The sequence below is a fragment of the Streptacidiphilus sp. BW17 genome, from assembly GCF_041262485.1.
Taxonomy (GTDB): Bacteria; Actinomycetota; Actinomycetes; order Streptomycetales; family Streptomycetaceae; genus Streptacidiphilus.
Genome location: NZ_JBGCCR010000001.1, coordinates 154,258 through 178,059, shown reverse-complemented (window position 1 = coordinate 178,059; position 23,802 = coordinate 154,258). Strand labels below are relative to the sequence as shown.

Genomic DNA, 23,802 nt, shown 5'->3' with positions numbered 1-23,802 from the left:
GTGAGGGAGTCATCAGGTTCGTGCGGGCCCACGGTAGAGGGGACCGGGGACGCCCCGGTCGTAGATGTCAGAGATGACACAAGACATGACACAGACGTGCAACACACCGGTGCGACGGTTGGGCACTGAGGGACACAACGCGCCGTGGTGGCAGTCGTTGATCCTTTGGCTTATTCGGTTTCCGAACAGACAGATGTGGAGTACATTTAGTTGCTAGGAACAAGCAACTATGAAGACGGCCCCGCCGCCCCGGCGGAGCAGCAGAGCAGGAGAAGGGGGTCGGCATGGCCGCGCCACAGACCGCCACCGCCGACGAGGCCGCGGCGCAGCTCGGTGAGCAGCTCGGACGGTTCTTCCGTCTGATCGCCGCCTGGAAGCACCGCTCGCGCGACGAGCAGGGCGGCGACCGCCTGCTGCTCGCCACGCTGGTGCGCTGCGGACCCAAGCGCGCCACCGATCTTGCTGCCGAGACCTATCTGGACCTCTCCACCGTCAGCCGCCAGATCCGCTCGCTCGTGGACCGCGGCCTGGTGGAGCGCACGCCCGACCCGGAGGACCGCCGCGGCGTCGTGCTGTCGGTCTCGCCCGAGGGACTGGCGGCCTTCGAGGGGTACCGGGACCAGCGCAACGACGAGCTGGCCGGGATGCTCCAGGAGTGGCCGGGGGAGGACCGCCACGAACTGGTGCGCCTCTTCACCCGCCTGAACGACGACTTCGGCCGTCACCACGACGAGTACTTTGCCCAGCACCACCCCCAGCACCATCACTCGCACCATGGCCAGCAGCACGCGAGCGCGCACCCCGCGACCAGCTCTGCCGGAGCCCAGGGAGCCCAGGGAGCAGCCCAGTGAGCAACAGCAGTACGGCCGCGGCACCAGAGCGGTCCATACCCGACGACGCCGCCAAGAACGGCCTGACCCATCGCCAGATCCTGACGATCCTGTCCGGTCTGATGATGGGCATGTTCCTGGCCTCGCTCGACCAGACCATCGTCAGCACCGCGATCCGGACCATCGCCGACGACCTGCACGGTCTGAGCGAGCAGGCGTGGACCACCACCGCCTACCTGATCACCTCGACCATCGCGACGCCGCTCTACGGCAAGCTCTCCGACATCTACGGACGCAAGCCGTTCTTCCTCGCCGCGATCAGCATCTTCGTGGTCGGTTCGATCGCCTGCACCTTCTCGACCTCGATGATCGAGCTGGCCGGCTTCCGCGCCTTCCAGGGCATCGGCGCCGGTGGTCTGATGTCGCTCGCCCTGGCAATCATCGGCGACATCGTGCCCCCGCGTGAGCGGGCCCGCTACCAGGGCTACATCCTGTCGGTCTTCGCCACCTCGACGGTGCTCGGCCCGCTGGTCGGCGGCTTCCTCGCCGGTCAGGGCAGCATCCTCGGGATCAGCGGCTGGCGCTGGGTCTTCCTGGTCAACGTGCCGATCGGCCTGGTCGCGCTGTTCGTGGTCTCCAAGGTGCTCAACGTTCCCCACAACCGCCGCGAGCAGCGCATCGACTGGTGGGGCGCGGTGACCATCGCCATCGGCGTGGTGCCGCTTCTGCTCGTCGCCGAGCAGGGGCAGAGCTGGGGTTGGTTCTCCGCCAAGTCGCTGGCCTGCTACGGCATCGGCGCCGTCGGCACGCTCACCTGGATCCTCGTCGAGCGCCGGATGGGCGAAGCGGCGCTGATCCCGATGCGCCTGTTCTCCAACAAGGTCTTCAGTCAGACCAGCCTGCTGTCCGTGCTCACCGGCATGGCGATGTTCGGCGGGATGCTGATGATCCCGCAGTACCTGCAGATCGTGAAGGGCGCCAGCCCGACCAAGTCCGGTCTGCTGATGCTGCCGCTGATGCTCGGCATGATGGTCACCTCGATCGTCGTCGGCCGACTGATCGCCCGGACCGGGCACTACAAGATCTTCCCGGTGGTCGGCACCGGCGTCATGATCGTCGCGATGCTGCTCTTCCACTTCGAGGTGCAGTGGAACACCAGTCTCGGCGAGACCATGGTCTTCATGGCGCTCTTCGGCGTCGGGCTCGGCGGCGTGATGCAGACGCTGACGCTGGCGGTGCAGAACGCGGTCCCGCCGCAGGACATGGGTGTGGCGACGGCCTCGTCGACCTTCTTCCGTCAGCTCGGCTCGACCGTCGGCACCGCGGTCTTCCTCTCGGTGCTGTTCAGCACGGTCGGCGGCAGGATCAGCTCGGCCTTCACGGCGGCCAAGGCCACCCCGGCCTTCCAGCACGCGATGGCGCAGAACCCGCACGCGCTGGACGGTGCCAGCTCGTCCTCGGTGCTGAGTGACTCCTCGTTCATCCAGAAGCTGCCCGACGCGCTGGCCGCGCCGTTCAAGATGGGCTTCGCGGACTCGATGCACCTGGTGTTCCTGCTGGCCTCGATCATCGCGGTGGTCGCGTTCCTGCTGACGCTGATCATCAAGGAGGTGCCGCTCCGCAAGGTGTCCGGCATCCAGGCCCAGGCTGCGGCGGCGGAATCGGAAATGGTCTGACAGACCGAACAAATGCCGCATTGATGGCAAGTATGGATCACTCGACCGTGTCCGGGCGCCCCTGTCCGGTCACGGTCGAGTGGTACGGTGACGCGCCATGAAGGGTTTCCGGAAGTTTCTCCTCCGCGGCAATGTGGTCGATCTGGCCGTCGGTATCGTCATTGGTGCAGCGTTCACCGCGGTGGTGACGAGCTTCGTCACGGCCTTCCTGTCGCCGATCATCGGCATGGTCACCAAGCAGTCCGGTGACTACAGCAAGGCGACGTTCCAGGTCGGGTCGGTCACCTTCCCGTACGGCGCTTTCGTCTCGGCGTTCATCAGCTTCGTGATCGTCGCAGGGGTCATTTACTTCTGCGTGGTGCTGCCGGTGAACAAGCTGACGGAACGGTTCACCCCCAAGTCCGAGGACGTCGAGGCGCCGAAGAAGGACTGCCCCGAGTGCCTCAGCTCCATCCCGGCCGCTGCCACCCGTTGCTCCTTCTGCACGGTCGAACTGGCCGAGCAGCGGCAGCCCGCGATGAGCCTGCCCAAGCAGTAACATCACGCCCTGACCACGAGTGCGGGTCGACGAGGATCGTCGGCCCGCACCGTCATGTCCGCGGCCTGTTCCGGCTGGACCTCCGCGTCGTAGCGGGCCAGGGCGGGCAGGGTCCAGTGCTCGTCGGGGGCGGTCCGCCGCTCCAACGCGGCGGCGGAGAGCCGCAGATGGACCGCCAGGTCCAGCGGGAACCAGCGGCCCAGCAGCATCGGCCCGTCCAGCAGCACCACGCCGCCCGGCGGCAGCGCGACCCGGGCGGCGCGGGTGGCTCGGTCGGCGACCGGATCCCACAGGGATGGCAGGACCTCACCGGTGGCGCCCGGCTCGGTCGGGTCGAAGACCTCGCGGAAGAGCGCGCCCGTGTCCAGCCAGCGGTCCAGGTAGGCGTCGGGGTCCCGGTGGCCGAACTCGAAGCGCAGCGAGGCCGGACGCAGGAAGTCCCGCGCCCGGATCCGCCGCACCGGCCGACCGCGCAGCCGCAGCGGCTCGACCAGCGCGTCCGCCAGCTCTCCGGGACGCGCGGCGTCCGCACCGTCGACAGCCACCCGCAGCCAGGACGGCGTGCCGCCGTCCTGCCGGGACGCGGTGCCCGAGGCGCCCAGCGCGTCGATCCGCTCCGCCAACTCCTCGGCGAGCAGCTCGGGTGTCAGCGGGCGGATCTGCACGGGGCGGGACCTCCGGGTCAGGCCGACGCTGCGGTCAGCGCGGCCAACTCGTCGGCGGTCAGCGTCAGCTCCGGGAACGAGACCAGGGCGGGCAGCTGCTCGACCGTGCGGGCCGAGGCGATCGGCGCGGCGACCGTCGGCTGGGCGGCCAGCCACGCCAGCGCGACCGTGGCCTGTGCGACGCCGTGCGCAGCGGCGACCGCGTCCAGCGCGGCCAGGACCTTCCGGCCCTGCTCGGTCTCCAGGTGCTTGGCCGCGCCTCCGGCCCGGACGCTGTCGACGGCCGGGCCGTCGGTGCGGTACTTGCCCGTCAGGAAGCCGGAGGCCAGTGCGAAGTAGGGGACGGCGGAGAGCCCGTACTCGGTGGCCACGGCGGCCAGTTCGCCCTCGTAGGTGTCCCGGGAGACCAGGTTGTAGTGCGGCTGCAGCGCGACGTAGGAGGCCAGGCCCTCGGCCTTGGCGAACTCCAGCGAGGCGCGCAGACGCGCGGGCGAGATGTTGGACGCCGCGATCTGGCGGACCTTGCCCTGCCGGACCAGCTTGTCGAGGGCGGTCATGATCTCCTCGACCGGCGTGGTCTCGTCGTCGAAGTGCGTGTAGAGCAGGTCGATCCGCTCGATGCCGAGACGCTTGAGCGACTGCTCGGTGGCGGCCTTGATGTTCTCCGCCTTGAGGCCCTTGAACTCCGGGTGCGCGCCGACCTTGGTGGCCAGCACGATCTCGTCGCGGTTGTCGCGGGCGGCCAGCCAGGCGCCGATCACGGTCTCGGACTCACCACCGGAGTTGCCCGGGGCCCAGGCCGAGTAGAGGTCGGCGGTGTCGATGAAGTTGCCGCCTGCGGCGGTGTAGGCGTCGAGGACGGCGAAGGACTGCTCCTGGTCGGCGCTCCAGCCGAAGACGTTGCCGCCGAGGGCGAGCGGGAAGACGGAGAGGTCGGAACTGCCGAGCGTGGTGCGGGAGAAGGTCATGTAGAGGTGTAACTCCATGGCGGCGACGCCTGATTCCCGAAATGGACCAAGATCGTCAAATGTCACGCGCGTGACATTTGACGATCTTGGTTTGACGGCGTTGAGCTGCGCTTACGTGGCCGAGTGGTGCGGCCGTCGGCCCCGCTCAGCTGCGGAGCCAGTCCAGCAGCTCGTCGTGGCGGATCTGGTACACCGTGCCTGCCGACCGCAGCAGACCGACGCCGTGGGACCAGCGCAGGAACCCGACGAGACGCCACGGCAGCCTGCCTCGCGTGGCCAGGACGACCCCCGTGTACTGCCGGGTGACGTCCGCGACGAATCCCGGCCCGGCGGCGAGGCCGCAGGCGAGCGCGGTGGCGGCGGCCAACGGCCGGCCCACGTGCAGCCACTCGACGTTCAGGGTCGCGTACAGCGTCAGGCCGGTGACGACGTGGCCGGCGACAAGCGGCAGGCAGAAGGCATGAGTTGACCGCTCTCCCGGACAACGGGCCGCTCAGCGCAGCGTGGTCCCCGCTGCGGCGTCGAGCAGGGGGAGCTCGTCGCGGGTCGGCAGGCCGGCCCAGTCGCTGGGGACGGTGACCGCGAACGCGCCGGTGCGGCAGGCCAGGGCGAGCCGGTCCTCCGGGCCGCCGCCGTCCAGGACCGCTGCGAGGTACCCGGCGACGAACGCGTCTCCCGCGCCGACCGCGTCCACGGCCCGGACCGGGAGCGCCGGATGCGACAGCGGCTCCGCCCCACCCGCCGGGTGGACGACGGCACCTCGGCTGCCGCGCTTGACCACGATGTCCGCGCCGACGGCCGACTTCTCGGCGCCGTCCAGCAGCTCCAACTCCTCCTCGCCCGCGAACAGGTAGCGGACCTGAGGCAGCAACGGGAGCAGCAGCTCCCGGAGCAGCGAAGCGCTGCCCAGCGCGACCCGGTGGTTGACGTCCAGCGACACCGCCGTCCCGGCCGCCGCCGCCAGGCCGACCGCGTGCGCGACGGCGTCGGCCGCGTCGGCGGAGAGCAGCGGGGTGATGCCCGTGATGTGGAGCACGTCGGCGCCGGCGACCAGCGCCGTCGGGATGTCGTCGGGACGCAGCCGCGATCCCGCCGACCCGGTGCGGTAGTACTGGACCCGGGTCACGTCGGGCGTGCGGAACTCCTTGACCAGCAGCCCGGTCGGCGCGTCCGGATCGCGGCGCGCGCCGGTGACGTCGACGCCCTCCGCGCGCAGCCGCTCCAGCACCAGCGCACCGAACTCGTCCGCGCCCACCCGGCCGACCCACGCCGCGGTATGGCCCAGCCGCCGGACGCCGATGGCGACGTTCGACTCCGCCCCGGCGATCGACAGGTCCAGCGAACGCGCCTGCCGCAGCGGCCCGACACCGGGGGTGGTGAGCGCGGCCATCGCCTCGCCGACCGTCACCAGGCGCGGTCCGGGGACCGGGGTTGCCGCGCCGCTCATTGCCGCGTCGCTCATCGCCGCGCCGCTCATCGCCGCGCCGCTCATCGCCGCGCCGCGCGGGGTCGTGCGGCCGTGAGGTAGTCGCGGGCGCGGCGGGCCAGGCCGTCCTGGGCCTCCCAGCCGGTGTCCTCGGCCGCTGTCCCGAGCAACGGCGAACCGACGCCGACCGCCAGCGCGCCCGCGTCCAGGTACTGCGGTACGTCGGTCAGTCCCACGCCGCCGATGGCGATGAACTCGGTCCCGGGGAACGGCGCGCGCAGATCGCGCAGGTAGCGCGGCCCGCCCATGGCGCTGATCGGGAAGACCTTGACCGCGGCCGCGCCCAACCGCACCGCCGTCATCACCTCGGTCGGGGTCAGCGCCCCGCACAGCACCGGTACGCCCAGCGCCTGCCCGACCGCCAGCACTCCCTCCGCGACGCCGGGGGTGACCAGGTAGCGTGCACCCGCGTCGACGGCCGCGCGGGCCTGCCCGGCGTCGAGGACGGTGCCCGCACCGAGCAGCACGTCGCCCGCGAGCTCGGCGGTGCACCGACGCAACGCGTCGAGTCCGGCCGGGCTGGAGAGAGTGAGTTCCACCACTCGTACGCCGGAGTCGGCGAGCACGGACGCGCAGGACACCAGCACGTCGGCATCGGAACCGCGCAGGACGGCCAGCAGCCGGTCCTCGCGGAGGAGTTCGAGTATCGGCACGCACGGAACCCTACGGCGGAGCCAAGGATTGGTCCAGACCTCCGATGCACCGTGCGGACTCGTAAGGGCCGCTCGTCCACGGCACTTCTGCAGTACGTCCCCTGCTCGTCCACGCGTCGTCCGCCGGACGTTCCCACCGGTTCCCTCAGCCGGGCGGCTATTACAGATCTGGGACAGACGGGGGTCCAGGTTCCGGGTCGGATTGGCTAGAGTCAGGCCCCATGTCGAACTACCAGAACTTCCCGCCTGCCAACGAGGACAGCGCCGCGAGCACGCAGATGTTCCGCGCCTTCGTCGACGAGCCCGCCGTGCAGCCGCCGACGGCGCCGAGCGAGGGCCGTCGTACCGGCGTGATCACGCTGACCGTGATCATCGCTCTGGTCGTCGTGGCCGGTGTCGTCTACTTGGCGATGAAGTAGTCACCCGCACGAGCGGATCAGTCGTCCGCCAGGTCGACCGACTTCGAGGTCGACCGGCTTCGACGTCACTGCGACGTCACTACGAGGTCAGCTGAGCGTGGCCGCCTCGGTGTCCAGGTGCATGCCGGCCGGGACGCGCCACGAGTCCAGGCAGACGGTCCAGGTCTCGTTGACCGTGGCGTGCCCGGGGACGGGCGCGGACAGCGCCTGGCTGGTCTGGTAGGTCCACCAGTCGATCCCCAGCAGGCCGATGACGTGGGTGGCGAACGTGACCGTCGTGCCAGACACGGGTGCGGTCCGGCCGCCGCTGTTCACCAGCTGCAGGGTCACCTGCTGGCACCACCGGTCGGCGGTCGCCGCGGTGGTCAGCTTGGTGACCGCGAGGCTGGCCGGCGTCTGCGGCGTGGACGAGGGGGGCGGCGCGGACGGCGTGCCGCCGGGCGGTGGCGTGCTCCCGCCCGAACGTCCGTTGCCCGAGCCGCCACCGGCGGGTGGGACGGTCGTCGGCACTGCGCCGTCGGGCGAGCCCGACGTGCCTGGTGCGCCGGTGGCCCCCGTGGTTCCGGCGCCTCCCGTGGTGCCGCCGGAGCTGCTGTTCGACGTGCCGCCCGTGCCGTCGCCGGACTGAGTGGTGCCTGCGCCGTTGCCGGTGGTGCCGCCCGGGGACGTCGACGGGTCCAGGGGCACGAACAGCACACCCTTGCCGGACGGCGTGGACGCGACCGGTGCGGGCGCGCCGCCTCCGACGGCGATGCTGCCGCCTCGGTCGGCGGCGCAGGCGGTGAGCCCCAGCAGGGAGGCTCCCAGCAGCCCGCCGACGAGTATGCGGCCGACGAGCAGGCCGGTCACGGGACGCGCCATCGTCGGTCACCCTCCCCTGGAGTCCGGCCCCAGGAGTCCGGGTCCGTCCGATGGCCCAGTTTACTGATGGGTCATCAGATGAGAAGAGTCACCGTTGGCCCTGCTCGGCACCGGCCTAGACTGGCGAACGCACGTCCGAGCCCGCCCGAGACCGCGCTGAGGAGCCCACGTGATCGACCAGGACCGCGTCGCTGACCGCACTCCCGACCGCGCTCCCGGTCGCAGCCTGGGCCTGCAGGGGGCGGTGAACGCCCGTGACCTGGGCGGATACCGCACCGCCGAGGGCCGCACGGTCCGCTCCGGCGTCGCCCTGCGCGGCGACGCGCTGCACCGCGCGACGGACGAGGACATAGCCGTCCTGGAGTCGCTCGGCGTCCGCACGGTGATCGACCTTCGCGGCGGCAACGAGGTCGCCGAGAACGGCGCCGACCGCATCCCCTCCGGTGCGGAGCTCGAGCCCCAGCCGGTCTACGCGACCGACCACGACATCTACGGCGCCCTCCGGGACAGCCTGGCCGGCAAGAACGCGGAGCAGCAGCACGCGCTGCTGGCGGACGGCGGCGCGGAGCGCCTGATGATCGACATGTACCGCTGGTTCGTCGACGAGCCGGAGATCCGGGCGCGCTTCGCCGCCACGGTCAAGGCGCTGTGCCACCCGGAGCGGGTACCGGTCTTCTTCCACTGCACGGCGGGCAAGGACCGCACCGGCTGGACGGCGGCCATCGTGCTCACCGCACTCGGGGTGGACCGGGAGGCGGTCTACGAGGACTACCTGCTGACGAACGCACGCACGGCGGAGCTGATCGACCGGATCCTCGTCACCATGGGAACCCAGGGGATCATGCGCGAGCCCGAGCTGATGCTCCCGATCATGCGCGCGGACCGCCGCTACCTCGACGCGTCGTTCGCCGCCGTCGAGGCGGGCTGGCCGAGCTTCGGCGAGTTCCTTGCCGAGGGGCTGGGCCTCACCGAGGCGGACCTCGAGGGCCTGCGGAAGAACCTCCTCGCCTGAGCGTTTCGCGCGCGAGGGCGGGAGCACGCGAGCGCGCGAGGAAGTCAGGCCGGCCGATCCTCAGCGGTTGCCTCTGGTTTGGTGTGGAGGATGTCGCGGACCTGTTCGGCGGCGCGGAGCATGGTCTCGCTGATGTAGTCGCTGAAGCGGGCGATGTTCTCCAGGCGGGCGGCGGCGGGGGTGTCGCGGCCCAGGACGGTGACGCCCTGGCGTGCGGTGCGGGCGACCTGGGCGATGCCGTGGGCGCCCGCGATCGTGGACTGGTACCAGACGTCCTCGTCGACGGTGTAGCGCTCGCGGCGGCGTTCGTCGCGTTCGCGGCGGATGAGGCCCTGGCCTTCGAGGAACGCGACGGCCTTGGAGACGGAGCCTGGGCTGACCTGGAGCCGCTGGGCGAGTTCGGACGCGGTCAGACTGCCGGTGTCGGCGATGAACAGGCAGGTCAGCACGCGGGCCGTCATCTTCGGCAGACCCTGACTCATCATCAGGGTGGTGAAGGTCTCCTCGTACTCGCGCAGCGCTTGGTCGTCGCGCCCGTGGGTCTGCGCTCCGTGTCCCTGGGGCGCGGTGGGCTTGCGGCGGCGGGCGCGGTGTTCGGTGGCGCGGTGGGCCAGGTCGGCGCGGTAGGCGGTGGGGCCGCCGTTGCGGTCGACCTCGCGGGTGATGGTCGAGGTGGGGCGGTCCAGGCGTCGGGCGATCTCCGCGTAGGGGAGGTCGTCGGCCAGGCCCAGCGCGATCTGCTGGCGTTCCTGCTGGGTGAGCCTGCCTCCCGACATGCGGGACCTCCCTCTCTGCTGCGTCGATGTCCGACGCCGTCAGCATAGCGTTCACTCTTCATCCAATGCAACGATCAGCCGCGCCTGTCATTGCGTTAGATATTGGCTCGCTGCAACGAAATAGTGCCAACTGCCAGCAGGAACACGGATAGTACGCAACTTCCTTGTTGCCATATCTATGAACGCAACGTAGCGTTCTCGATGTAAGAAACAAGCAGCGCAGCAAACACACAGGAGAGAACGATGCAGAAGTTCGCCACCGCAGCCCCGGTCGACACCGTCCTGGAGATCGCCGCCGGCCGCATCCAGCTCATCGCCGCCGACCGCACCGACACCACCGTCGAGGTCCGGCCCGCCAACCCCGACAAGAGCCGCGACGTCAAGGCGGCCGAGCAGACCACGGTCGAGTACGCCGACGGCGTCCTGCGGATCCGCACCGCGGAACCCAAGAACCAGTACTTCGGCCCCTCCGGATCCGTCGAGGTCACCGTCCAACTGCCCACCGGCTCCCGCATCGAGGCCAAGACCGGCTCCTGCGAGCTGCGCGGCGTCGGCCGCCTGGGCGACGTGGTCTTCGAGGGCGCCTACCGGCAGATCAAGATCGACGAGGCGGCGAGCGTGCGCCTGACCGCGGTCGACGGCGACGTCGAGGTCGGCCGCCTGGGCGGCCCGGCGCAGATCAGCACCAACCGGGGAGACGTGACGATCGGTGAGGCCCTGCGCGGCACGGTCCAGCTCACCACGCAGATGGGTGACATCACCGTCAACGCCGCGGCCGGCGTCTCCGCCTCCCTGGACGCCCGCACCGGTCACGGCCGCGTCGGCAACGCCCTCAAGAACACCGGCACCACCGAGCTCGACATCCGTGCCACCACCGGCCACGGCGACATCACCGCCCGCAGCCTGTGATCCCACGGCACCGAAGAGCACAACCAGGGCCGTCCGGCCGGGTCGGTCGCGACAGCGAACCTCGACGTCGCCACTGACCCGGCCGCCCGCCCACCTCAACCCGCTCAGCTCAACCGCTCGCCTCAACCGCCCAGCTCAACCGCCCAGCTCAACCGCCCGGACCGACTTGTCCGACGTGCCCAAGGGGGACCACATGACTGCGAACAGCACGCCCCAGAACACCTCCGCCGCCTCGCCGTGGACCGGCATGGTGCCGGTCGACGACACGGCCCTGGCGGTCACCGACACCGGTGGCCCCGGCATTCCGGTGGTCTACCTCAACGGCCAGTTCGCCACGCAGGGCTACTGGCGGAGCGTCCTCGCCGAACTGGGCACCGGGTGGCGGCACATCACCTTCGACGAGCGGGCCCGCGGCAAGAAGTCGCAGCGCTCCGCCGACTACTCCTTCGAGGCCGCGGTCCGCGACGTCGACGCGGTCCTCGCCGCCCGAGGCGTGGACCGCGCGGTGGTCGTGGGCTGGTCCTACGGCGCGCTCGTCGCCGCCCACTGGGCCCACCGCAACCCCGACCGGGCCCTGGGGGCCGTCATGGTCGACGGCGCCTACCCCTACGACTGGCTGGACGAGGCCATGGAGCAGCGGATCCGTAAGCTCTTCCGGCGCATGGGCTGGTTCACCCCCCTGCTGCGCCCCACCGGCCTGACCCCGCGGATGACCGCCGCACAGCAGGCGGAGAGCAACATCGAGCTCGGCCGGCTCTCCCGCACCCGCGAACTCGGCCCGGTACTCGACGACATCACCGTCCCCGCGCGCTACGTCATCGCCTCGGGCTCGTCCTTCGGCAGCAAGGGCGACGAGCAGGAACGCATCCGCACCGGCCTCGACGCGGTGACCACCCGCAACCCGAACATCACCACCACGAAGGTCGCCAGCAACCACGGCGCCATCCTCAAGAAGGACTACCCGGCCGTCGCCGACGCGGTACGCGAGGTCACTGCGTTCAGCCGAGGGTGAAGTCGCACTCCCCCAGAGCCTCCCGCCCCCAAAACCTCGCGCCCCAGGGCCTCCGCGCCCCCCGGACCATGCGCCTAGCCCTCCGAGATCAGGCCCTCCCGGAGGGTGGACAGCGTCCGCGTCAGAAGCCGGGAGACGTGCATCTGCGAGATGCCGATCTCCTCGCCGATCTGGGACTGCGTCATGTTCCCGAAGAACCGGAGCATGATGATCCGCCGCTCCCGGGCGGGCAGCCGGGCCAGCAGGGGCTTGAGGGACTCGCGGTACTCGACGCCCTCCATCGCCGCGTCCTCGTAGCCCAGGCGCTCGGCCAGCGGGCCCTCGCCGTCCTCCTCGGCGGGCGCGCTGTCCAGGGAGGACGCCGTGTAGGCGTTGCCGACGGCCAGGCCCTCGACGACGTCCTCCTCGCTGACGCCGAGGCACTGGGCCAGCTCGGCGACGGTGGGGGAGCGGTCCAGCCGCTGGGAGAGCTCGTCGCCCGCCTTGGTCAGCGCCAGCCGCAGCTCCTGCAGACGGCGCGGGACGCGGACCGACCAGCTGGTGTCGCGGAAGAAGCGCTTGATCTCGCCGATGATCGTCGGCATCGCGAAGGTCGGGAACTCCACGCCGCGTTCGGAGTCGAAGCGGTCGATCGCCTTGATCAGGCCGATGGTGCCGACCTGGACGATGTCCTCCATGGGCTCGTTGCGGCTGCGAAAGCGCGCGGCCGCATAGCGGACGAGCGGCAGGTTCAGCTCGATCAGCGTGTTGCGGACGTAGGCGTAGTCCGGGTGCCCCGGGTCCAGTTCCGCGAACCGCAGAAAGAGTGAGCGCGAGAGGGTGCGGGTGTCGAGCCCGTCCTCCTCCGCGCCGGCCGCCCGTGGGGCGGGGAGGACCACAGCGCTGTGGACGCGAGCATCAGACACGCTCGTACCCCCTTCAGCTCAGCCGACTCGCAATGCAGCTCGGCGTACCTGCCATCGATGAGTCGACATGGCGACGACTCCGTACCTCCACTGGGATACCGGCGCAGCAACCCCGGCAAACCCCGCGAGGGCCAGATGTCACGGAGTGGAAACCCGCTGTCACGAGCAAGCGGATGCTTTGATTTGTCCGACAATTAGTGCAATTGACGGACCGTCGATTACACACAGCGACCGGGCCGTTGACGGCCCGTCGGCTCAGATCTCCCAGTGGTTGCCGCTCCGCAGACGGGCGAAGATCCGTGCGAGCAAACGGGAGACGTGCATCTGCGACATGCCGAGCTCGGTGGAGATCTGCGACTGCGTCAGGTTGCCGAAGAAGCGCAACATCACGATCTGTCGCTCCCGGTCCGGGAGCTGGACCAGCAGATGTCGGACCATGTCCCGATGCTCCACATGGGTGAGGGCGGAGTCCTCGTAGCCGAGCCGGTCGAGCAGGGCCAGTCCGCCGTCGTGCTCCTGCTGCGCCTCCAGCGAGGTGGCGTTGTAGGCGCGGCCGGCGTCCAGGCAGGCGCGCACGTCCTCCTCGGGGATCCGCAGCGACGCGGCGATCTCCGGCACCTTGGGCTGGCGGCCGTGGACGACCGTGAGCTCCTCCATGGCGCCGCTGACCTGGACCCACAACTCCTGCAGCCGCCGCGGCACGTGCATGGTGCGGACGTTGTCGCGGAAGTAGCGCTTGATCTCGCCGAGGATGGTCGGCAGCGCGTAGGTGGGGAACTGGACGCCGCGGCCGAGGTCGAACCGGTCGATGGCGTTGATCAGCCCGATGGTGCCGACCTGGACGACGTCCTCCATCGGCTCGTTCCGGCCGCGGAAGCGCGCCGCCGCGTAGCGGACCAGCGGCAGGTTGACCTCGATCAGCGCCGCGCGCACCCGCTCGTGCTCCGGTGAACCGGCCGGGAGTTCGGCCAGCCGCTCGAACAGGACCCGGGTGAGTGCGCGCACGTCCACCCGGGACTGCTCGATCGCGTTGGGCAGCGTCAGTGGCTCCCCGGGCGGTTCGGGCGAACTGCCCTGCGTGCCCTGTGCCTGCATCGCCACGCCGCCCCTCGTGTGCTCCTGCGAGCCAGTCCGGTGCCAGTCCCATATCTGGCAAAACTGGTCATAGCATCACAAGCCGGTACGTACGCGGGCAAGCACCGGCCTTACGCGTGTTGGTGGAATAAATGATTCCGCTAAGCCACCAGAGGGAACCGGCGCGGGTGGTGACGTCGGATCAGGCCTCGATGCGGGCTCAGACCTCGAAGTCGGCGATCACCCAGGTGGCGAACTCGCGCCACAGCCCGGCGGCGGTCTGGTGGTCGGGGTGGGCCAGGTAGGCCTGCAGCGCCTCGCGGTCGTCGACCAGGCTGTTGATGGCGAAGTCGTAGGCGATGTCGCGGTCGGTGATGTTCCAGCCGAGCTGCCACTCGCGCAGCTCCTTCACGCTCTCGCCGACCTTCTCGAAGGCGGCGACCGCGGCCGGGACGCGCGGATCGTCCTTGGTGACGCCGTCGTTCAGCTTGAACAGGACCAGGTGGCGGATCATCGCGGCACTCCTTGTGGGTTTGAGTGCCCCGAGGGTACTTCACCTGCGGTATTGCCCGACCGGGCCACTCGGCAGGTGGTCGAGCAGGTGGCCGAGCAGGGGCCCCGTCCGGTGGTCCAGCGGGCGGACCGGCTCACTTGATCAGGCTGGTCATGAACGTGCCGACGGCCTTCGCCGCGTTGGAGATGCCGGTGAAACCGATCTGGACCAGATCGGCGGCACGCGTCGGCGAAGTGATGATCGTGTAGAACACGAAGATCACCAAGGCCCAGGTGATGATCCTCCTGGCCTGTCCCATGGTGCCCCGCCCTCCCGTGCCGATGCCTTGCTCTCGCCGATCCTGTGCCTGCGCACACCTGATGGACATTCACTCTTATGGCCGAAGCCTAGCGCTGTCGACGGCCCCGGCCGGGTTGCGCCTCCTAATTGCCGCGTCAACGCGAAAGGACCAAGGTCCCTTCACAACAGGTCCAACGCTGCCTGCGCCCGGCCGCGATCCGGAGCAGAGTGGAAGACGTACCGGGCAGGTCTGGCAGGAACCGGCCGGTACGTGGATCCGGAGCCCCCGCTGTGGGATCGGTCGACGTGTCTCCCCCGGCGCGTCGCTGATTGTGGGGCTCCGCCGGGGGAGCGGCAGTCCCCCTTGCTGCTCCCCCTCTTCGTGGAGGCCCTGCTCGCGTACATGGGTGGCCATGGGTGGTCAACGCCCGCGAGCAGGGCCGTTCGTCCGAGCAGGGCCGTTCGTCCGAGCAGGGCCGTTCGTCCGAGCAGGGCTTTCCTCCACCTCGTCTGCACGAGGTCGGAATATTCGAGGCCTGGGGATTCCTCTCTCTGGAAAAATCGTCCGTATGCCCGCCGAACCGCCATTCACCACGCTCGCCGCCGACCCGCTGCGCTCGGACTGCGGCAGTTGCTTCGGTCTCTGCTGCGTCGCGCTGCCCTTCGCCAAGTCCGCGGACTTCGCCGTCGACAAGCGCGCCGGGACGCCGTGCGCCAACCTGCGCGACGACTTCGGCTGCGGCATTCACGCGCGGCTGCGCGACTCCGGCTACCCGGGCTGCACGGTCTTCGACTGCTTCGGGGCGGGACAGAAGGTCTCCCAACTCACTTTCGGCGGGGTGGACTGGCGGCGGGAACCCGACTCCGCGCCCGCGATGTTCACGGCTTTCCCAGTCATGCGGCAGCTCCACGAGCTCCTGCGCCACCTGCGGGAGGCGCTCGCCCTTTCGGCCGCGACCCCGCTGCAGCCGCGCGTGCGCCGGGCCTACGACGACGTCGACGCGCTCACGCGCGGGGACGCGACGGCGCTGGCCGCGCTGGACGTCGCGGCCGTGCGCGGGGGCGTGAGCGAGCTGCTGCTGGAGGTGAGCGAACTGGTTCGCGCCCGCGTACCGGGCCGGAAGCGCAGCCACCGCGGCGCGGACCTGATCGGCGCGAAGCTGGCTGCCGCGAACCTGCGGGGTGCGAACCTGCGCGGTGCCTGTCTGATCGCGGCGGATCTGCGCCGTGCCGACCTGCGCTCGGCCGACCTCGTCGGCGCGGACCTCCGCAACGCCGACCTGCGGGGCGCGGATCTCACCGACGCGCTCTTCCTGACCCAGCCTCAGCTGGACGCGGCCCGCGGCGACGCGAGCACCCGCATCCCGGCGGGTCTGAACCGCCCGACGCACTGGCCCGCGCCCGGGCAGGCTGGTGCGGGGAGCAGCGGCCCGGAGCGGCCCGCAGCGGGCCGAGGCCGGGCGGAGTGATCGGGTTTGCCGTAGTTCGGGGTGTCCGGGATAGGTTCCCGATGTGAGGAACGCCGGAGAACAGACGAAGCCCGGAGCCCGCCTGGGCTGGCTCGACGTCGTCCGTGGGATCGCGGCGATCAGCGTGGTCTTCCAGCACCTGACGTCCACGCTGCTGCACAGACCGTTCGACGTCGTTCACCGGCACCTCGATCTCGGCCTCTACGGTGTGGTGGCGTTCTTCCTGGTCAGCGGCTATATCGTGCCCGCCTCGCTGGAGCGGCGGGGGGACGTGCGCGGCTTCTGGATCGGTCGGCTGTTCCGGCTCTACCCGGTCTGCATCCTCGTCTACGTGGGCGCGATCGCCGTGCTGGGACCGCTCCACGCCGGAGGCGTCGCGCCGGCGGTCTACTCGCACCCGGTGCTCACCTCGTTCGGCAACGCGACGATGCTGGAGGACCTGCTCGGCAGCTACAACGGCCTGTCGGTGATGTGGACGCTCACCTACGAGATGATCTTCTACTACCTGGTCACGGCTCTCTTCGTGTTCGGGTGGGAACGGCGCAGCGCGCCGATTGCGACCGGGCTGGGGCTGACCGCGCTCGTTCTCGGCCCCGTGCTGCCCGGCTATCTCCTGCTGCACGCGTACGGTGCGACGGCGCTGACGTCGGTCGCCGTGGTGGTCATGGTGATCGGCCTCGCCGGGCTGCTGAGCGGACGTCGCCGGTTGATGCGGGCCGCGGCGGTGCTGCTGGCGGTCCAGGCGCTGCTGCTGGTCTTCCTCAACAGCCGCTCCACCGGCTGGGAGACGCTGCTGATACTGGGGACGATGTTCTGCGGCACCGCGATCTACCGCGCCGAGCAGGGTCAGATCCGCCCCCGCTGGGCCTGGACCGCGGCGGTCACCGTGCTGGTCGCGGGCGTGGTCACCGCCGCCCTGTTCAACACCGGCCGCACTACCTGGCGGACCTGGACCTACGGTCCGATGGCCTGGTACCTGGCGTTCGTCGCCGCGTGGCTCACCTTCGGCATCGCGATGCTGCTGCGCAGGCGCCGGATGCCGGCCGCGCTGACCTGGCTCGGCCGGATCAGCTACTCCACCTATCTGCTGCACGTTCCCCTGATCGCGGCGATGTGGCTGGTGATCGCCCACACCGCGCGCCCGGTCGGGACGGTGCAGCAGCTGCTCTGGATGGTCGGCTTCTTCGTGGTGCTGCTGACGCTCAGCCAGCTCACCTACCGCTACGTCGAGCTCCCGATGCAGAAGCTCGGCCGCCGCGTCGCCCACGGCCGCCTCGGTCGGTCCCCGACGCCGCCCGACGACCCTGGCGGCCCCCGCATCCCGGTCCAGATCCCGGCCGGAGACGAGGAGCGCGCGGGCGCGGCGGGTTAGTGAGTGCTGCAGCCGCAGTTGGGTTCGCCACTGAGGGAACGTCATGCCCGTCTGCTGCCAGCAGAGTCGACTCAGGGTGCGCTCGCAGGTCCCGACCTCCGCACCCAGCTCGGCGAGGGTGAGGTCCTCCGACGGATTGCGGTGGAGGAGCGCCGCGTCGTCGCGCAGCCGGGCGTCGCTCGGCGTGGGCAGGTGCAGCGGCAGTGTGTCCACGCGCCGCAGGCGGTCCAGGGCGACCCGGAGGAGGTTGGCGCGCTCGTCGGGGGGAGAGGTCGTTGGCGTCCGGCACCCCTTCGGTGAGGGTGATGACGACCTCCCGCAGCAGCGGCCCCGACGGCCAGCATGGTCGGCTGGTCGACCCGCAGCGGGTTCACGGACGCGGGGAACGACAGCGTCCACATCCGGGTCGGCCCGTGTGCCTCGTGCGCGTGCGGGACCCCGGCCGGGAAAGCTGGGTCAGGACTACCTCCCCGACCGCCCCGGTACGGCAGCCAGCGTCACCCGCGGCCTCGCAGTCAGCGTCGGTGGCCTGGTAGCCCCCTTCCTCGGCCTCATCGCCGACGCCCACGGCCCCCCAGGCGTCCTCCTCGCCCTCTGCCCGATCCCCTTCCTGGGTGCGGCCCTCGCCCTGCTGCTGTCCGAGCCGACCGGCGACTGAGCCCGCTCGCATGGTTGGGACCACGCTCCTTAGGAGTACAGGCCCAGCCTTGATGAGGAGCGGACCCTTTGAGGCAGCCTCAGAAACGCACGCCGAAAGGCCTTTGAGACCAAAACTGAGACCACGACGACGAAGGGCCCCGACCGCTAAGGTCGGGGCCCTTCGTTCTTGCTGCTCAGAGCGGTAGCGGTGGGATTCGAACCCACGGTGAAGTTGCCCCCACACACGCTTTCGAGGCGTGCTCCTTTGGCCGCTCGGACACGCTACCGTGGGACAGCCTACCGGACGTCGCGTCGTGCTCCTAAACGGGTTTCGGGCCGTGCACAGGCGAGTGACGCAGGTCACTCGCGGTGGGTCTCGAAGAAGGCGCGGAGCTGTGCGGAGCAGGCGGCGGCGAGGACGTCCGGGATGACCTCGGGGCGGTGGTTGAGGCGGCGGTCGCGGATCACGTCCCAGAGGGAGCCCGCGGCGCCGGCCTTGGGGTCGGGGGCTCCGTAGACGACGCGGTCGAGCCGGGAGAGGACGATCGCGCCCGCGCACATCGTGCAGGGCTCCAGGGTGACCACCAGCGTGCAGCCGGAGAGGCGCCAGCTGTCCTCGCCCGACTCTCCGCCCTCTGGTGCCCCGCTGCGCGCCGCGGCCTGGCGGGCTGCTGCGGCCTCGCGGATGGCGAGGACCTCCGCATGGGCCGTCGGGTCGCCGACGGCCTCGCGGGCGTTGTGGCCGCGGCCGATGATCGCCCCCGAAGGGTCGAGGACCAGCGCGCCGACCGGGACGTCGCCGGTCGCCGGGGCCAGCGCGGCCTCGTCGAGGGCGAGGCGCATCGCCGGTTCCCAGCGGTCCCGGACCGGGTCGGGCCGGTGGCGCGGCGATGCCGAGGGCACCGCCGACCACGGCGACGGCGGGATGAGCGGGACGGAGACGGGCGGCTGCGACTGACCGGGCATACGACCAGTCTCGCCGAACCACCCGTCTCGCCGAACCGCCTGCCTTACCGGACCGCCGGTGCTACTGAACCGCCGGCCTTACCGGACCGCCTCCAGGACCTCGCCGCAGCCCAGGGCGTCGGCGATCTCGGTGAGGGCGTCGCCCGGCACCGAGCCCTCGGCGGCCAGGTCCATCAGCTCCTTGGCGCCGACGCCGAACTCGATCAGCAGGCCCACGTCGCCCAGCGGGGCGTTCGGGATGGCCTCGCGATCGGCGGAGGCGTCGTCGTCCTCGTCCTCGTCGCCGTCCTCGGCGGAGTCGGTCGCGGCGTCCTCGTCGTCCAGGTCCACCACCAGGTGGTCCAGGTCGTCGAGGTCGTCGTCGCCCTCCCGGCCCAACAGCTCCTCCGTCAGGATGAGTTCCCCGTAGGCGCTGCGTGAGGCGGCGGCCGCGTCGGAGACGAAGACGCGGGGGTCCTCCTCGCCGTCCACGCGGACGACGGCGAACCAGGCATCCTCCTGTTCGATGAAGACCAGCACGGTCTCCGCGTCCCCGGCGGCCCCGCGTGCCAGGTCGGCCAGGTCGGCGAGGGTTTCGACGTCGTCGAGATCGGTCTCGCTCACGTCCCACCCGTCCTCGGTGCGAGCGAGCAATGCAGCGAAGTACGCCACCAGCGACTCTCCCAGGTCATTGGCCGTCAGGACCGGCAAGCGGTCCGGGGCGACCAGGAAGGGACGCCCTATCGGCATCGTGACAGAAAGGAGCGCCGCGCGGGGAGTGTTCGGGTGCGCGTCTTCGCTGGTCGTGTCGAGGAGTTGGGAACTTGTGACGAAGATCCGAGTCGTACTCGCTGTTGGTGGAAGGTCTCTTTACCACCGGGTAGCGGTCCGTAACGGGTCAGAAACGGAACGTGCGCATCCGAGCGGCTTGCCGCATCCGCGCCGCTTTGGTCCGACGCGGGTGCACCCGCTCGCGCAGCTCACGCGCCTCGGCCAGCTCGCGGAGGAAGACCGCCCGACGCCGGCGGCGCTCGGCCGGGGTCTCCGACTTCGGCTCGGGCTCAGGCGTGTCGTCGTCCGTCCGCCGAGAGGCTGACGAGCCCGACGACGCTGGCGAGCCTGACGGGGCGTCCGAGGCAGCCGTGGCACGCCGCTTGCGCGTCGGGCGGGCGCGCTGCTGCTCCGTCTCGGCGGAGCGCTTCGGCTTGGCCATCGTCGGTCGGCCCCTCGGGTCGCTCGGGGAGATCGTCCCCACCTACTCTCCCTCGCCGGTCTGGCCTACACCAGTCCGTCGCCGGGCCCCCGCCGCTCGGGATAATGTCCTGTCTATGCGGATTCATGTCCTGGAACACCCCCTGGTCGCGCACAAGCTGTCCACGCTGCGCGACGAGCGCACCGACTCGCCGACCTTCCGCCGTCTGACGGACGAGCTGGTGACGCTGCTGGCCTACGAGGCCACCCGGGACGTGCGGACCGAGCAGGTGGAGATCACCACCCCGGTCGCCGTCACCACCGGCGTCAGGCTCAGCTATCCGCGCCCCCTGGTCGTGCCGATCCTGCGTGCCGGGCTCGGCATGCTGGACGGGATGACCCGGCTGCTGCCCACCGCCGAGGTCGGCTTCCTCGGCATGGTGCGCAACGAGCAGACGCTGGAGGCGTCCACCTACGCCACCCGGATGCCCGAGGACCTGTCGGGGCGCCAGGTGTACGTGCTGGACCCGATGCTGGCCACCGGCGGCACCCTGGTCGCGGCGATCCGGTTGCTGATCGAGCGCGGCGCGACCGACGTCACCGCCATCTGTCTGTTGGCCGCGCCTGAGGGCGTGGCGGTGCTGGAGAAGGAGCTGGCCGGACTGCCGGTGACCATCGTCACCGCGGCGGTCGACGACCACCTGAACGAGCACGGCTACATCGTCCCGGGCCTGGGCGACGCGGGCGACCGCCTCTACGGCACCGCCGGGGACTGATCCGCACCACGCGCGAATGCACGTGCGAAAGCAGTGAGGGCCGGTCCGTTCGGACCGGCCCTCACTGTCACGAGAACTGGGCGATCAGCAGTGCGAGCCCGCCGTCGGGGACGGGGAGGCGGCGACCGCGAGGGCCTGGGCGGCCTGAGCCGGGGTCAGCAGCGCGGTGAAGCCGTTGCCGATGTAGAGGTCGACGCTGCCGTCGGTGCGGGTGTCGTGCGTCGACGTCGCGCCGGAGACCTCGGTGCCGAGCAGGGTCATCGCGTTCTTGCCGCCGGTGCCGCCGGTGATCTGCGCGGAACCGGTGATCTTGTTCTCCAGTGCGGCCGGAGCGTTGGAGACCTTGCCGATGGTGAAGCCGCGCTGCTTGAGGGAGGCGGCCGTCTGTGCTGCCAGACCCGCGTGGCCGGTGGCGTTGTAGACGTTCACCGTGAACGCGGTCAGCTGCGGGAAGCCGTTCGGCACCACGATCGGGACGGCCGAGGCCGACGCGCTCGCCGCGCCCGACGCACTCGCGCCCGGGCTCGCCGCACCGCCGGCCGAGGGGTGCGCGGACGCCGACGCGCCCGGCTTGGCCGCGTCGTCGCCGCCTGCCGCCGCAGCGGTGTTGGCGTGCGTGCAGTTGCTGCCTGCGGCCTCCGGTTTCTTCTTCGCGCCGAAGACCGTGACCAACTGGACCGTGCCCCAGCCGACCAGGGCCACCGCGACGACCGCCGCGACGATCTGCAGCACCCTGCGGCGCTTCTGGCCCGGACGGGACAGCCGGGGGTAGGCCTTACCGCTGATGCGGTACTGCTTTCCCTTGAGGCCTGGGGGAGTCAACATGCTCACAGCGGGTGGCCCCCTTGTGCGCTGGGCTGTGATTGCCGTCGTACGGGTGTTGAGCCCACAGTAGACCGCGTGACCGGCTCTTGGCCTGCGCAGGAGTACTAACGGATGATCAGTGAACCCGTTCAGTCCATTTCCAGCACGCGCGCGTGCAGGACCTGACGCTGTTGCAGGGCCGCGCGGACCGCGCGGTGGAGGCCGTCCTCGAGGTACAGGTCTCCCTGCCACTTGACCACGTGGGCGAAGAGGTCGCCGTAGAAGGTCGAGTCCTCCGCGAGGAGGGTCTCCAGGTCGAGCTGGCCCTTGGTGGTGACCAGTTGGTCCAGGCGGACCGGACGCGGTGCGACGTCCGCCCACTGGCGGGTGCTGACCCGGCCGTGGTCGGGGTACGGCCGCCCGTTGCCGATGCGCTTGAAGATCACACGGAAAGCCTACCGTTAAAGGCCAAGCGCCGCGCCGATCCGGTCCAGTGAGGACAGCCGCATCAGTCCGTAGTGGTAGAACTCGACCTCCGGTACGCCAAGGTCGCGCAGGATCGCGACCTTGGCGGCCAGGTTCTCGGCGCTGTCGCAGTCCTCCGCCATGGGGCGCAGGATCACGGCCAGCGCGCCGGGCTTCACGCCGTGCAGCGCGAACGCGGCGACCTTCTCCCGTACCTGTTCCGGCGTCGGTGCGTAGCCGAGTGTCTCCACCTGCGGGACTGCGGCCGCCAGTGACGGAAGGTCGATCCCGGACAGCCAGCCCTTCCCCGGGCCGTCGCCGTCCATGAAGGTCAGGCGCATGCCGAGCCCGGCGGCGGTCTCGGCCGCCTCCCGCGCGAGCGAGGTGACGGTCGCGGTCGAGGCGTCGATGTAGGCGGCGACCGCGCCGTCGGCGAGCTCGTCCAGTCGGCACGGTTCGGCGGCGGCCCGCTCGTCGGTCAACCGGACGCGGATCTCGGCGCGCACCCGCTCGCGCACCGAGTCGGCGGGAACTCCCGCGGCCTGCGCGGCGGTACGGCAGTGGGTGCAGAAGCAGAGGCCGAGCAAGGCCTCGGCGACCGGGCCGAGATGCTCGAAATAACGTTCGTGGTGGTAACCGTGACGCAGTCCGTGGAAGTGCAGCGACTCCGCCCGGATCGCGTCCACTCCGTAGCGGGCGTGTTCGGCGACGAGCGTCGTCACGTACTCGCGCACCTCCGGATTGGCCGGGCAGAGCTCGGTGAGGTGGCGGTCGCCGAAGGCGTTCTCGGGTGCGCAGTCGGGGTGCTGGAAGCCGAGCCGGTCGTTGTGCAGGAAGACGGTCCAGGCGTGCAGCTTCATTCCGCGCGCCTGCGTCTCGGCGGCGGCGAGCGCGAACGGGTCCGCGCCGTCACCGGTGGCGCCCGCGTCGTCGAGTGCCGTGGACGGGGTGGGCCGCAGTCGTCGTCCGGCCCAGGCGGCCGGGTCCGGGCGGAAGTAGGCGGCGCCGGGCTCGAGGTAGCGCAGCACCCGGCGCGGGTTGTGCGGGAAGACGTCGCGGGCCTCGTGGTAGACCGAGGCCAGAGTCACTGCGCCGACGCCGGCACGGTCGGCCAGGTTGCCGAAGAAGGCGTCGGGCCCCTCGTCCAGCAGGTCGGTGGCGAAGGCGAGGACGGACGACTCCACGGCGGTGCTCCCAGCGTTCCGGCGGCGTTCCAGGGTTCCAGCGTCCGGGACGCGGCGGTGCGTCGCGCGGCGGGACGCGGCGCGGCCGGCGCGGCGGTCACCGCGCGGTGCGGGCGGACGGCCCCACGCTAGCGAGCGGGACGGTGGTTGGTCTAGACCTGCATGGTGATCGCGGTCGTGGCGTGCGTCGAGGGGACGCCGGTCCGCTCCTGGGCCTGGGCCGGACTGGGCAGCAGTGCCGTGGCGGCGGCGAGGCCCGCGGTCAGCAGCACGGCCGCGGCGACGCCCGCCCGGCGACGCGTGCGGGGGCTGAGTACGTGGCGTGCGGTGTGCGTCGTGCCGGTGTCGGTTCCGGCCTTGGTTCGGCTCTCGTTCATCTG

General features: G+C 70.8%; 29 protein-coding genes and 1 tRNA gene. 11 read left to right on the top strand and 19 right to left on the bottom strand.

What is annotated here, in order from left to right; all coding sequences use genetic code 11:
- Positions 1 to 284 precede the first annotated feature (284 nt).
- From ABH940_RS00820 to mscL, 3 genes are all read left to right on the top strand, one after another.
- Positions 285 to 851, top strand: a complete 567-nt coding sequence (locus ABH940_RS00820; protein ID WP_370065269.1) for a MarR family winged helix-turn-helix transcriptional regulator — start codon at positions 285 to 287, stop codon at positions 849 to 851.
- A 101-nt stretch (positions 852 to 952) separates the two neighbouring features.
- Positions 953 to 2,506 carry an MDR family MFS transporter gene (locus ABH940_RS00815; RefSeq protein ID WP_370104039.1) on the top strand — a complete coding sequence of 518 codons (1,554 nt, stop codon included), beginning with the start codon at positions 953 to 955 and terminating at the stop codon, positions 2,504 to 2,506.
- A gap of 97 nt (positions 2,507 to 2,603) precedes the next feature.
- A complete protein-coding gene (gene mscL, locus ABH940_RS00810) occupies positions 2,604 to 3,044 on the top strand; it encodes a large conductance mechanosensitive channel protein MscL (protein ID WP_370065271.1) in 441 nt (146 codons plus the stop codon).
- A gap of 2 nt (positions 3,045 to 3,046) precedes the next feature.
- Here mscL and ABH940_RS00805 read toward each other — a convergent pair whose 3' ends face one another.
- The 5 genes from ABH940_RS00805 to ABH940_RS00785 form a co-directional block, all read right to left on the bottom strand.
- A complete protein-coding gene (locus tag ABH940_RS00805) occupies positions 3,047 to 3,709 on the bottom strand; it encodes a uridine kinase (RefSeq protein ID WP_370065273.1) in 663 nt (220 codons plus the stop codon).
- 17 nt (positions 3,710 to 3,726) lie between these two features.
- Positions 3,727 to 4,695 carry an aldo/keto reductase gene (locus ABH940_RS00800; protein WP_370065275.1) on the bottom strand — a complete coding sequence of 323 codons (969 nt, stop codon included), beginning with the start codon at positions 4,693 to 4,695 and terminating at the stop codon, positions 3,727 to 3,729.
- 127 nt (positions 4,696 to 4,822) lie between these two features.
- Complete coding sequence (locus ABH940_RS00795; RefSeq protein WP_370103918.1) at positions 4,823 to 5,056, bottom strand: hypothetical protein; 234 nt, start codon at positions 5,054 to 5,056, stop codon at positions 4,823 to 4,825.
- 114 nt (positions 5,057 to 5,170) lie between these two features.
- Positions 5,171 to 6,169, bottom strand: coding sequence for a sugar kinase (locus ABH940_RS00790; protein WP_370065279.1), 999 nt, complete (start codon positions 6,167 to 6,169; stop codon positions 5,171 to 5,173).
- On the bottom strand, positions 6,166 to 6,816 hold the full coding sequence (locus ABH940_RS00785) for a bifunctional 4-hydroxy-2-oxoglutarate aldolase/2-dehydro-3-deoxy-phosphogluconate aldolase (protein WP_370065281.1): 651 nt from the start codon (positions 6,814 to 6,816) through the stop codon (positions 6,166 to 6,168). Before ABH940_RS00785 ends, ABH940_RS00790 begins: the two co-directional genes overlap by 4 nt.
- 221 nt (positions 6,817 to 7,037) lie before the next feature.
- Between ABH940_RS00785 and ABH940_RS00780 the strand changes: the two genes are divergently transcribed.
- On the top strand, positions 7,038 to 7,235 hold the full coding sequence (locus ABH940_RS00780; RefSeq protein ID WP_370065283.1) for a hypothetical protein: 198 nt from the start codon (positions 7,038 to 7,040) through the stop codon (positions 7,233 to 7,235).
- An 87-nt stretch (positions 7,236 to 7,322) separates the two neighbouring features.
- Here the strand turns inward: ABH940_RS00780 and ABH940_RS00775 are convergent, their stop codons facing one another.
- Entirely contained in the window at positions 7,323 to 8,096 is a 774-nt protein-coding gene (locus ABH940_RS00775; protein WP_370065285.1) for a hypothetical protein, read from the bottom strand.
- A 169-nt stretch (positions 8,097 to 8,265) separates the two neighbouring features.
- Here ABH940_RS00775 and ABH940_RS00770 point away from each other — a divergent pair, with 169 nt between their 5' ends.
- Positions 8,266 to 9,108 (top strand): tyrosine-protein phosphatase, encoded by an 843-nt coding sequence (locus tag ABH940_RS00770; protein ID WP_370065287.1) that lies wholly within the window; start codon positions 8,266 to 8,268, stop codon positions 9,106 to 9,108.
- 44 nt (positions 9,109 to 9,152) lie between these two features.
- Here ABH940_RS00770 and ABH940_RS00765 read toward each other — a convergent pair whose 3' ends face one another.
- Positions 9,153 to 9,884 carry a helix-turn-helix domain-containing protein gene (locus tag ABH940_RS00765; protein WP_370065289.1) on the bottom strand — a complete coding sequence of 244 codons (732 nt, stop codon included), beginning with the start codon at positions 9,882 to 9,884 and terminating at the stop codon, positions 9,153 to 9,155.
- Positions 9,885 to 10,127: 243 nt separating this feature from the next.
- Here ABH940_RS00765 and ABH940_RS00760 point away from each other — a divergent pair, with 243 nt between their 5' ends.
- Both ABH940_RS00760 and ABH940_RS00755 read left to right on the top strand, forming a co-directional pair.
- The gene (locus ABH940_RS00760) at positions 10,128 to 10,793 is read left to right on the top strand and encodes a DUF4097 family beta strand repeat-containing protein (RefSeq protein WP_370065291.1); all 666 of its coding nucleotides are present in this window, start codon (positions 10,128 to 10,130) and stop codon (positions 10,791 to 10,793) included.
- Between the two features lie 193 nt (positions 10,794 to 10,986).
- Positions 10,987 to 11,805 (top strand): alpha/beta fold hydrolase, encoded by an 819-nt coding sequence (locus ABH940_RS00755; protein WP_370065293.1) that lies wholly within the window; start codon positions 10,987 to 10,989, stop codon positions 11,803 to 11,805.
- A gap of 74 nt (positions 11,806 to 11,879) precedes the next feature.
- Here ABH940_RS00755 and ABH940_RS00750 read toward each other — a convergent pair whose 3' ends face one another.
- The 4 genes from ABH940_RS00750 to ABH940_RS00735 form a co-directional block, all read right to left on the bottom strand.
- Complete coding sequence (locus tag ABH940_RS00750) at positions 11,880 to 12,683, bottom strand: RNA polymerase sigma factor SigF (protein WP_370104038.1); 804 nt, start codon at positions 12,681 to 12,683, stop codon at positions 11,880 to 11,882.
- Positions 12,684 to 12,965: 282 nt separating this feature from the next.
- Positions 12,966 to 13,805 (bottom strand): RNA polymerase sigma factor SigF, encoded by an 840-nt coding sequence (locus ABH940_RS00745; RefSeq protein ID WP_370065537.1) that lies wholly within the window; start codon positions 13,803 to 13,805, stop codon positions 12,966 to 12,968.
- Between the two features lie 199 nt (positions 13,806 to 14,004).
- Positions 14,005 to 14,298 (bottom strand): Dabb family protein, encoded by a 294-nt coding sequence (locus tag ABH940_RS00740; RefSeq protein WP_370065295.1) that lies wholly within the window; start codon positions 14,296 to 14,298, stop codon positions 14,005 to 14,007.
- A 133-nt stretch (positions 14,299 to 14,431) separates the two neighbouring features.
- A complete protein-coding gene (locus ABH940_RS00735; protein WP_370065297.1) occupies positions 14,432 to 14,596 on the bottom strand; it encodes a hypothetical protein in 165 nt (54 codons plus the stop codon).
- Positions 14,597 to 15,146: 550 nt separating this feature from the next.
- On the opposite strand from ABH940_RS00735, the gene ABH940_RS00730 reads away from it, so the two are divergent.
- The 3 genes from ABH940_RS00730 (at position 15,147) to ABH940_RS00720 (ending at position 18,076) form a co-directional block, all read left to right on the top strand.
- Entirely contained in the window at positions 15,147 to 16,046 is a 900-nt protein-coding gene (locus ABH940_RS00730) for a pentapeptide repeat-containing protein (protein WP_370103916.1), read from the top strand.
- A gap of 43 nt (positions 16,047 to 16,089) precedes the next feature.
- Positions 16,090 to 17,418, top strand: a complete 1,329-nt coding sequence (locus ABH940_RS00725) for an acyltransferase family protein (protein WP_370065301.1) — start codon at positions 16,090 to 16,092, stop codon at positions 17,416 to 17,418.
- A 415-nt stretch (positions 17,419 to 17,833) separates the two neighbouring features.
- On the top strand, positions 17,834 to 18,076 hold the full coding sequence (locus ABH940_RS00720; RefSeq protein WP_370103914.1) for a hypothetical protein: 243 nt from the start codon (positions 17,834 to 17,836) through the stop codon (positions 18,074 to 18,076).
- Between the two features lie 181 nt (positions 18,077 to 18,257).
- On the opposite strand, the gene ABH940_RS00715 is transcribed toward ABH940_RS00720, so the two are convergent.
- From ABH940_RS00715 to ABH940_RS00700, 4 genes are all read right to left on the bottom strand, one after another.
- A tRNA-Ser gene (locus tag ABH940_RS00715) sits at positions 18,258 to 18,344 on the bottom strand.
- Between the two features lie 73 nt (positions 18,345 to 18,417).
- A complete protein-coding gene (locus ABH940_RS00710; protein WP_370065305.1) occupies positions 18,418 to 19,023 on the bottom strand; it encodes a nucleoside deaminase in 606 nt (201 codons plus the stop codon).
- Between the two features lie 78 nt (positions 19,024 to 19,101).
- Positions 19,102 to 19,752 carry a hypothetical protein gene (locus tag ABH940_RS00705; RefSeq protein WP_370065307.1) on the bottom strand — a complete coding sequence of 217 codons (651 nt, stop codon included), beginning with the start codon at positions 19,750 to 19,752 and terminating at the stop codon, positions 19,102 to 19,104.
- 148 nt (positions 19,753 to 19,900) lie between these two features.
- Positions 19,901 to 20,215 (bottom strand): hypothetical protein, encoded by a 315-nt coding sequence (locus ABH940_RS00700; RefSeq protein WP_370065539.1) that lies wholly within the window; start codon positions 20,213 to 20,215, stop codon positions 19,901 to 19,903.
- Between the two features lie 115 nt (positions 20,216 to 20,330).
- Here ABH940_RS00700 and upp point away from each other — a divergent pair, with 115 nt between their 5' ends.
- Positions 20,331 to 20,969 carry a uracil phosphoribosyltransferase gene (gene upp, locus ABH940_RS00695; protein WP_370065309.1) on the top strand — a complete coding sequence of 213 codons (639 nt, stop codon included), beginning with the start codon at positions 20,331 to 20,333 and terminating at the stop codon, positions 20,967 to 20,969.
- An 84-nt stretch (positions 20,970 to 21,053) separates the two neighbouring features.
- On the opposite strand, the gene ABH940_RS00690 is transcribed toward upp, so the two are convergent.
- The 4 genes from ABH940_RS00690 to ABH940_RS00675 all read right to left on the bottom strand — a co-directional run bounded on the left by ABH940_RS00690 (position 21,054) and on the right by ABH940_RS00675 (position 23,799).
- Positions 21,054 to 21,794 carry a LytR C-terminal domain-containing protein gene (locus tag ABH940_RS00690; RefSeq protein ID WP_370103912.1) on the bottom strand — a complete coding sequence of 247 codons (741 nt, stop codon included), beginning with the start codon at positions 21,792 to 21,794 and terminating at the stop codon, positions 21,054 to 21,056.
- A gap of 128 nt (positions 21,795 to 21,922) precedes the next feature.
- Positions 21,923 to 22,219, bottom strand: coding sequence for a type II toxin-antitoxin system VapB family antitoxin (locus ABH940_RS00685; protein WP_030253738.1), 297 nt, complete (start codon positions 22,217 to 22,219; stop codon positions 21,923 to 21,925).
- A gap of 15 nt (positions 22,220 to 22,234) precedes the next feature.
- Positions 22,235 to 23,422 carry a hypothetical protein gene (locus ABH940_RS00680; protein ID WP_370103910.1) on the bottom strand — a complete coding sequence of 396 codons (1,188 nt, stop codon included), beginning with the start codon at positions 23,420 to 23,422 and terminating at the stop codon, positions 22,235 to 22,237.
- Between the two features lie 152 nt (positions 23,423 to 23,574).
- Complete coding sequence (locus ABH940_RS00675) at positions 23,575 to 23,799, bottom strand: hypothetical protein (RefSeq protein ID WP_370065315.1); 225 nt, start codon at positions 23,797 to 23,799, stop codon at positions 23,575 to 23,577.
- Between the last annotated feature and the right edge of the window lie 3 nt (positions 23,800 to 23,802).